Annotated in this window: 10 protein-coding genes and 1 pseudogene; 6 read left to right on the top strand and 5 right to left on the bottom strand. The window is 59.5% G+C overall.

What is annotated here, in order from left to right; translation table 11 throughout:
* Positions 1-391 precede the first annotated feature (391 nt).
* From K7W42_RS22460 to K7W42_RS22450, 3 genes and pseudogenes are all read right to left on the bottom strand, one after another.
* Positions 392-739 carry a hypothetical protein gene (locus K7W42_RS22460; protein ID WP_224577623.1) on the bottom strand — a complete coding sequence of 116 codons (348 nt, stop codon included), beginning with the start codon at positions 737-739 and terminating at the stop codon, positions 392-394.
* A gap of 215 nt (positions 740-954) precedes the next feature.
* Positions 955-1,263: a winged helix-turn-helix domain-containing protein gene (locus K7W42_RS22455; protein WP_224577622.1), complete on the bottom strand. Its 309-nt coding sequence runs from the start codon at positions 1,261-1,263 to the stop codon at positions 955-957.
* Positions 1,264-1,486: 223 nt separating this feature from the next.
* Positions 1,487-2,025, bottom strand: a pseudogene (locus K7W42_RS22450) (IS6 family transposase); the annotation flags it as partial.
* A gap of 625 nt (positions 2,026-2,650) precedes the next feature.
* On the opposite strand from K7W42_RS22450, the gene K7W42_RS22445 reads away from it, so the two are divergent.
* Together K7W42_RS22445 and K7W42_RS22440 are read left to right on the top strand one after the other, a co-directional pair.
* Positions 2,651-3,004 (top strand): replication initiator protein A, encoded by a 354-nt coding sequence (locus tag K7W42_RS22445; RefSeq protein WP_224577621.1) that lies wholly within the window; start codon positions 2,651-2,653, stop codon positions 3,002-3,004.
* 12 nt (positions 3,005-3,016) lie between these two features.
* A complete protein-coding gene (locus tag K7W42_RS22440; protein ID WP_224577620.1) occupies positions 3,017-4,087 on the top strand; it encodes a hypothetical protein in 1,071 nt (356 codons plus the stop codon).
* Positions 4,088-4,264: 177 nt separating this feature from the next.
* On the opposite strand, the gene K7W42_RS22435 is transcribed toward K7W42_RS22440, so the two are convergent.
* Positions 4,265-4,450 (bottom strand): hypothetical protein, encoded by a 186-nt coding sequence (locus tag K7W42_RS22435; RefSeq protein ID WP_224577619.1) that lies wholly within the window; start codon positions 4,448-4,450, stop codon positions 4,265-4,267.
* Positions 4,451-4,509: 59 nt separating this feature from the next.
* On the opposite strand from K7W42_RS22435, the gene K7W42_RS22430 reads away from it, so the two are divergent.
* The 4 genes from K7W42_RS22430 to K7W42_RS22415 all read left to right on the top strand — a co-directional run bounded on the left by K7W42_RS22430 (position 4,510) and on the right by K7W42_RS22415 (position 6,974).
* A complete protein-coding gene (locus K7W42_RS22430; RefSeq protein WP_224577618.1) occupies positions 4,510-5,292 on the top strand; it encodes a hypothetical protein in 783 nt (260 codons plus the stop codon).
* 92 nt (positions 5,293-5,384) lie between these two features.
* On the top strand, positions 5,385-5,615 hold the full coding sequence (locus K7W42_RS22425) for a hypothetical protein (RefSeq protein WP_224577617.1): 231 nt from the start codon (positions 5,385-5,387) through the stop codon (positions 5,613-5,615).
* A gap of 16 nt (positions 5,616-5,631) precedes the next feature.
* Positions 5,632-6,664, top strand: a protein-coding gene (locus K7W42_RS22420) for an IS630 family transposase (RefSeq protein ID WP_224577616.1) whose coding sequence is annotated in 2 segments (ribosomal slippage) — positions 5,632-6,117 and positions 6,119-6,664 — 1,032 coding nt in all. Because the reading frame shifts where the segments join, the coding sequence is not laid out codon by codon here.
* 49 nt (positions 6,665-6,713) lie between these two features.
* Positions 6,714-6,974: a hypothetical protein gene (locus K7W42_RS22415; protein WP_224577615.1), complete on the top strand. Its 261-nt coding sequence runs from the start codon at positions 6,714-6,716 to the stop codon at positions 6,972-6,974.
* A 93-nt stretch (positions 6,975-7,067) separates the two neighbouring features.
* Here the strand turns inward: K7W42_RS22415 and K7W42_RS22410 are convergent, their stop codons facing one another.
* Positions 7,068-7,508: a hypothetical protein gene (locus K7W42_RS22410; protein ID WP_224577613.1), complete on the bottom strand. Its 441-nt coding sequence runs from the start codon at positions 7,506-7,508 to the stop codon at positions 7,068-7,070.
* Between the last annotated feature and the right edge of the window lie 387 nt (positions 7,509-7,895).

Raw genomic sequence — 7,895 nt, 5'->3', positions numbered from 1 at the left:
TCCTCACCTATATCTCGACTGGTTTCATCAGCCTGGAGATGAGCCACCGAAGGCAGAGTGGGCCCGGCACTGGACTTTTGACCTCGCCACTCTGACGTCAGCTGAGTCAGACCACACCTCTACTCCTTAACCTTTTCTCTCCTACGGTTGTGGCAAGTTGTTGGCGCTCAGGAAGTGGGCAGCTCCGGAAAGGCACGTGGGCTGACCTTCAGGCCACGTGCTGTACGACGTCCCGCCACGTCTTGAACGCAGTTTGTTGCTGAAGGCGGCGATGGCGAGCGGGGGCAGTGGAGCGAGCGGGTTGGTGGAGGTTCGTGATCCGGGCGTGCAGGTCGAGAAATCCCTGTGCTCGATGTCGCGACCGGAATCCGTGTTGTTATACGGACTCCGATTAATTGGTTGAGAGCGGCCACCAGTGGAAGAGCGTGTGTTGGGTGAGGAGGTCGGGTTGTGTTTCAAGCCAGGCGCACCGTTCAGCCAGCACCTGAACGAAGTCGTCCAGGGTGTTGAAGGCTTGATTGGCGACCGTGGCGTCGGTGAGCGCCCAGAGCCGCTCGGCAGGTTGTCGTTCCGGCGAGTAGGGAGGCAGGGTGACGGCCCGGATGCCTGTGGGGGGTCCCTGCTCGGCATAGACATGAAAGCCGGCCCCATCCTGCACCACGAGCACGTGATGGTCGGCGCTCGCGCCGACACTCTGGGCAAAGGCCGCCATGACGGCGCTGTAGGCCTGTTTGTTCACGACGGGCACCAACCAGAACCGGCTCTCGCCGGTTTCTGGATTGACGAAGGCCTACAGATACAGCCACTCGTAGGCGGGACGCACGGGACAGCTGAAGGGGTGACCTGTGGGCGCCCAAACCGTGCGGCGAATCGGTTGGAGACCGAGCCGGTGTTCATCCAGGCACCGCAGCGACACCCGAGGATGGAGACGCTCCGCCAAGCGGAGCGTCTCCGTCAGCCCTTTGTTTTGAAGGCTGCCTTGGCCACCTCATCGCCGTTGACGTGTCGTGGCCGGGGTTTTTGCGGCGAGAAGCCCGCGGCACGCATGAGTTCGTAGGTACGTCCCAGATGCACCGTTTTGCCGGTTGTCTCTCGCACCCAGTCCTGGACCTCTTTGCCCGACCACACAAGGCCTTGCTCAAAGTCCGCGTGCAGACGGGCGGCTAGGGCCTGTTCCTCAGCCGTCAATACCCATGGGGCGCCTCGGTTCCCCTGACGACCGTCACGTAACCCGGACAGGCCCATGGCGCGGTACCGCGCCATGAGGTTATACGCCGTGACCTGGCTCTATCGGGTCAAGTGCAAGACGTCGCCTGTTGGCCGCCCTTCGGCCAGCAAGGCGAAGAATTGCGCCCGGCGCCGTTCCACCGCACAAGTGCTCGCGGTAAAGATGTGCCAGAAGTCTTCCGCGCGGTGCGCTAGGGGGGCCGTCAAAAGGGTCTGTTTGATGCCCTGAGTCTAAACTTTTTATTCGGAATCCGTATTAGCGCTCCTGTCGTCGTATCAGGCGGTGAGATTGCTCAATCAGATTGTTGCAGCGCGCCTTAGACACGACCTAGACGTACTCCACAGCGTGGAGCACCGGGAGTTCATGAAGGGCTGCACCGTAACTCCAGAGTTTGTCTGTGTGGATGGTGACCGGGACGCCATGCTCGCCCAGAAGCCGGGTGAAAAAATACTCGGCAGCTTAGTGTCCCGGTGCCGCTGAAGGAATACGTCCAGGACGACACCGTGCTCATCGACGGCCCGCCACAACCAGTAGGTGACACTGCCCACGTCCACGTGCATTTCGTTGAGGTGCCACCGAGAACCCCGGCGGGGTTCTCGGTGGCGCAGGCCCTGGGCGAACAGGTCGCTGAACTTGATGCACCATGTGCGGATGGATTTGCGGGTGACAGCGATGTCTCGCTCCAGCAAGAATTCCTCAACGTCCCGACAACTCAAGGTGAACCGGTGATACAGCCAGACGGCGTACCCAATGACCTCAAGCGAAAATCGGTAGCCGACAAGCTTCTGACTGCTCAGCACCGCGGCACCCTACCCCAACAACTTGCCACAACCGCTCGACGAGTAAACCAGATCTAAGGTGGCCAGCAGACGCCTGCCGCCTATCGTAAGGTTTGGGCGGTTTGGGGAGCCGTCTAGCTCTGAAAAGGAGGTCCGAGCCCCTTACGCTACGTTTCTGCCTATCGTAAGGTTTGGGCGGCGAGAGCGACTCTGGCTCACCCCTGGAATAGAGAAACCCCTTCTTGGTGCCAGGAAATCATATATGCCGGACGGTATCAGCAGGTGTCGTAAGCTTTGTCCGTTTTGGTCAAGGCTGCATCGTAAACTTCGTCCGGCCAACCCTCGTAAGCTTTGGGCGCTTGACAGAAATCTGCGCTCTGACACGGTAAATTCAGTTCTGACAGTCAGGAGAACAGTAAGGCTCGTGAGGTTTGGGCGGTTCGCCCACTGAGCCTCGTAAGCTTTGTCCGTTTCTGGCCCAAGACCTCGTAAGCTTTGTCCGATTTTGAGGAAAAACCTCGTAAGCTTTGGGCGGTTTTTACCAGAAAATGTCGTCTAGGACGCATCCTCACCCCCGCCCTGTTGTTGTTCTTTATAGTAGTTACAAGAAGTTAAAAACACACAACACCCCGCAGGAGTCCGCATGAAGAAGCTCAACGATGCCACGCCGCTCACGGCTGAGCGCTTCGTTGCCCAGGTGGGCATCATCAGCATCCAGAGCCGCATCGAGGAGGATAGTCCCCTTAATCGGCGCTGGACTGTACGCTCTGAAGTCGGTGATACGGTTTATACCGTCGACGGCTATGCTGGCGATTTTGGGCGGCCGCGAGGCGCTGACACTGACATTCTGATGGCGCTGGAGACGCTGTTCCTGTTCCAGGGGTGCCCGGCCAACAACACGGTCACGACCACGGCGTACGAGATCGTGCAGATGGTGTACCAGAACACCTCCGGCGTGCTGTACAAACGGCTGCGCGAAAGCCTGCTGCGCCTGTGACGGGTGGGCTTCATGGTGGCGCTAGGAGATGTCCCTGCAGACAGCACCTGGGGCCGGTTTTCCAACACGTCGCTGAGCCTGATCAGCTCGATTCAGTTTTGGACCCAGGGCAGACGGCACGACTCCCCTGAACTCCATGACCTGGAAGCGCACGGCAAACTGGTGATTCGACTCTCCGAACCGCTGGCCGCCAGCATTCGCGCCGGGTACTACCAGAACCTTGACCGCAAGCTGCTGATGGACTGCAAACAGCCGGTCGCCCGGGCCCTGTACCGGATGTTGCAGGCGCACCGGCCGGCCGACGACACGCTGACCTGCCGGGTGGCAGATTGGGGTGGGCGGTGCGGCATCATCAATACAGACCCACGGAAGATCCGGCGCACCCTGGAAAGCGCCCATAAGGAATTGCAGGCCCTGGGCTACCTGGCCGGCGTGGAATACACCGGCCAAGGCGCCACTCAGGAAATCACCTACCGGTTTATGCCGGTTGAGACTGCCTCTGCTCTCCCCCCGCCTGATGCCGAGAGGCTGCAGCTGCTCCTCGAGGTAAAGGTGGCACGCGACCGGGCTGAAGAGGCGGCCCGTGACTATTCCCTGGAGCAGATCCGGCGAGCCGTGACCTATGTCAAGAGCCGGAAAAATCTCCGCAGTTCAGGGGGGCTGGCCCTCGACATTCTCCGGAACCCTGACAAGTACGAGTTGCCAGAAGTCATGCCGACGCGATCGGCAGAAAAGGTGAAGCAGGCCGCCCAGGTAGCGACCCAGGTCCTGGAAGCGAACCACGACGCTGAGTTCCAGGCGCAGCAGGCCACGCTACTGGCCCTGGATTCAGTGAGCCAATGGGAGGGAAGCAAGTCCACTATCCGCTTCCTGGCCAAGGGCGTGCTCTCAGAAGCAGGTTTTGATCAGCTTGAAGGACAGTGTCGTGCAGGGCAGATCAGTGCCGTCGAATTCTCGCGGCAGCTGGTGGCCCGCACGCAGAAGGCCGATTTAAAAGCATATCTGCTGGCTTTTGCAGAGGAGCATGGTTTGGCGACCGTGGAGGCCGCTCGCCGGGCGGCGCAAGGGAGGCCCAGAGGATAGTCCTGCACCTCACTGAAGCTGTCGATACCTGCACAAGTCGGAAACAGCGAACATATGGATGGCGATGAATGCGCGATTTCTGACGGCTTACCAACGCTTAGGATGTGACGCATCCAACAGGAATCAAGAGTATGGTCCGCAACGTCCAGACCCTCTTTTTTGATGGCGTGATCGCGTTCACCCCGCCAGGAGTTCCAGAACAGCATTGGCGTCCAGTTTTAGCACCGCACACAGGGCGCGGCGTTTGAAGTCGTACATGCTCCGCTCTCCCCGCTCAATTTTGCTGATGGTTGTTGCAAACAGTTCAAGCCCGTACTCCTGTGCCCGCGCGGCGCTGACTTGCCTGCAGGTAACGGCACTCATCGGCTCCACCTCAGGCAGTAGAGATACAAGGTGATGGCCTGAAGAGCTGGGAGGGGTGAATGAAGTTGGAGAACCGCATGTTGAGCAACACGCCGGGTAGGAGGATGCTCAAATCAGGTGTGTCTCAGCCGACTCAACGCCTCACGCTTCTTCGTTGGAGTCTTGATCTCTCGCTGCTGTTCACCATCCTGACCGCCTGGGGCAGTGTGGGATGGCCAGCCATGTCCGGCATCGGTAACATCGTGCTCGGCGTCATTCAGATTGGTTTCATGGTGCTCTCTGTGGCTGCTCTCTTTGTTCTGCGCCAGTGGCTCAGCGCTCTCCAAACGCAGGACAGGACATCGCTCGTTGGCGCAGATCGAGCTGTCCAGCAGATCTGGCGCTGGCTGCCTTGGGTGTTTGCCCTTGCGGTTTTGAGTGGCGCAGCGGTGCCTGGGGTTGAACAATCCGTGTCGAATGGGACGGTGCTGCTGGTGCTCATTCCAGCCAGCATTGGCTTGGCGGTCTGGTGGTATTTCTCGGAGGCACTGCGCGACTGGATTCGCAGTGCCACTCAGGCTGCTCTCAATCCAGCTGAAGGCATCGCTTATGCGGTGCGGGACCGTTTGCTGATCTGGCTGGCCTGGGGACGCGTCCTGAGTGTCGTCAGCCTCCTGACGTCGGGGGTCGTGGTCATCTTTCGGTTCGGTCTTGAGCCGTTTCTGGTGCCGCAGTTCCTGGTCCTGATCGCACAGGTCATCACAGTGTTGCTCTTTTTCTGGGCGCACCCTGTCGTAGACAGATGGAACACTGCATCTGGAGTAAGGTTAGGCGGACTGGACCATGTGACCCCACTGGGCTGACTTGCCCACGTTTCGGTAGGGGGTTTAAGGTGCCCACGCCTCAAGATCTGGGAGGGAAGTGCGGTAGGTCAGTGTCAGTGAGTGGAGCGTGCGTGTTCATCCCTTTCGCCTCCGGTAGTGTGAACACGATGCGCGTCCTGATGCTGGTGCTCCTTGCCCTTTCCTCTGCCACTGCCGCCTCATCTCCTTCGTCTTACACTCGGGTTGACCCCTCACCGAACAAATTCATTTCCAAGATCTTTGCTGGTGGTCAGACCTGGAACATTCAGGTGCTGGCTCCAAAGGTCGAAAACGCTCAGGTCCAGTTACTGATCTCTACCTAAATTGGTAGCATGTGGTATGGCAGATGTTGCGCCCTGGCGACCCCGGCAACTCAGTCGAGCTCAGCAAGAAGAGCGACGTCTGAGTGCGCTGCCCCTGCTGGTTGATACGCAGCGCACCACCCGCTCTCTGGCCGAGCAGTTCGGCGTCAAAGAAGTCACCATCCGCGCCTGGCGCGCCCAGATCCGTCGGGGAGGCGAGGAAGCGCTGCGCGCTTCCCGCGCCACTGGCCGCCCCCAGCAGCTCACGGCGGGGCAACAAGCGGAGATTCAGGGGCTGTTGGACCGGGATCCTCGCACGCAGGGCTTCGACACCAGCGGCTGGACCACCGCTCGCGTCCGCGAGTTGATCGGCCGGCGGTTCGGCGTGTGGATGCACCGGGATTATCTGTCCCGCAAATTGCACCAGTGGGGGTTCTCGTATCAGCGGCCCGCGGTGCGGGCCGTGGAGCGCAACGAAGAAGAAGTGGCCACCTGGGTTCGCCTCCAGGGCGAGGCGTTGGAAAAAAAAGATCGCTGAGGGCGCCACCGTGGTCTTCCTGGACGAGAGCGGGTTCAGCCTGAAAACCACCAAGGTCCGGACGTGGGGCCGATGTGGGCAGACCCCGGTGATCCCCACCCGACTGCGCTGGGAACACCTCTCGGTCATCGGCGCGATCACCACAGGGGGCCAATTTCTCCAGCACACCCATCACGGCGCCATTCGTTCGCCTCAGGTCGTCGCCTTCCTGGAGCACGTGTTACGTCACATCGCGGGTGAGGTGGTCGTCGTCCTGGACCGGGCCATGATTCACCGCGCCAAGGTTGTTCAGGCGTGCGTGGCTCGCCACGCACGCCTTTCACTGGTGTATCTCCCGGGTGACGCGCCAGAACTCAATCCCATTGAGTTGGTGTGGGCGGACGTCAAACGCAATGTCCTGGGGAACTTCTGCGCCCCAACAGTCAGTGCGCTCAAAGTCCGTCTGGTGTTGGGCTGGCAACGGATTCGTCGTAAAGACCTCGCGCGCGCGTTCATTCGCGGAACACCCTTCACCACATCGCTACTGACTTAGGTAGAGATCAGTAAGTGGCAACCCCATTGACCTGAAGACAGCGGTGGCGATGTTTGACGCGGCTCAGGAGCAGGGACTGCTCTACTCAAATCCTCTGGTGCAGGGCGGGCAGCACTTCCCACAGCTCCTTCGGGCCGGCTGGACCCCCAAGGGACAGTACAGCGTGTGCATGTTTCTGAACCCTTCAGACGTAGCGGTGGGACAGCCGTTTGAGGGTTACGCTTTCACCTCCCTGCCCAAGGCCAATGCTTACGTCCTGAGCGGTAAGCCGGGCAGTGCCCCGCGCTGTACCCTCACACTCGCAAAGTAATTGGCCGCGGAGTGGGGCTGTCCCATTTCGCGAGCTCCAATGTTCACAAAACGAGGGCCTCCATGTTCGGGGGCCTTTGTTATGGAGAACGGATTACTTCTTGGGTTTGCGGCCCGGCTTCTTGGTGCCAGTGGCGCGGCTCTTGCCGAGTGCCTGCCCTTTGCTGTAACTGGCTTCAATCTTGGCGCGGGTCGCTGCGGCCAGTTCTTTGAAGTCCACCACGCCGGCCTCAATATTCTCCAGTGTCGCTTTCGGTTTGCTGCCCCGGCGACCCGTGTTCAGGCCCTGATTGGTCTCGTCAAACCAGGCGTCAAACTCGGGGGTGTGGTCAAAGACCATATCCTTCACGGTCTTGCTGTACGTCTCGTTACTGCCCCGGCGGCTGAATTGCTTGGGCAATTCAAAGCGGCTCGGCAGATCAGCAGCGTCGATCTTGCCTTCGCGCACCGCGTCACGGAACTGCTTGATAAAGGCGTCACTGCGCTGGGCATTGGTCAGTTTCTCGATCTGTTCACTCAGTTTGACATAGGGCATGAAGCCAGTTATACGGAATGGCGAGAAGAAATGGCAACATCACTCAATCTTTCAACTTTCGACGGCCACCAGTTGTGGCGTGCGAAATCTGAAGGCTCAGACAGCATGCACATGTCAATTCAGGCCAGAGGGTGTCTGACAATTTCCATTGATCTGAGACCGTTATGTATCAGGAAGAGTAGTTCGCGATGTCATTGTTGCGCTTCTACACATCTTATGGCTCTCTCCTTGCTTATGCTTTTAAGCATAAGTTACTGATCCGCTGTCATAAACGGCACCCCTGTCATAACGGCGCTCGACAGCTGTAGCCATCTATAGCCGCGGCCTCCAAGGCTCAGACGCTGGGCGACCTCGTCGCTGGTGCGGCCCATCTAGCTGTACTTCGGG

This window comes from Deinococcus betulae (assembly GCF_020166395.1).
GTDB lineage: Bacteria > Deinococcota > Deinococci > Deinococcales > Deinococcaceae > Deinococcus > Deinococcus betulae.
Note: the sequence above shows the minus strand (reverse complement) of the source record. Positions and strands in the feature narration are given on the sequence as shown.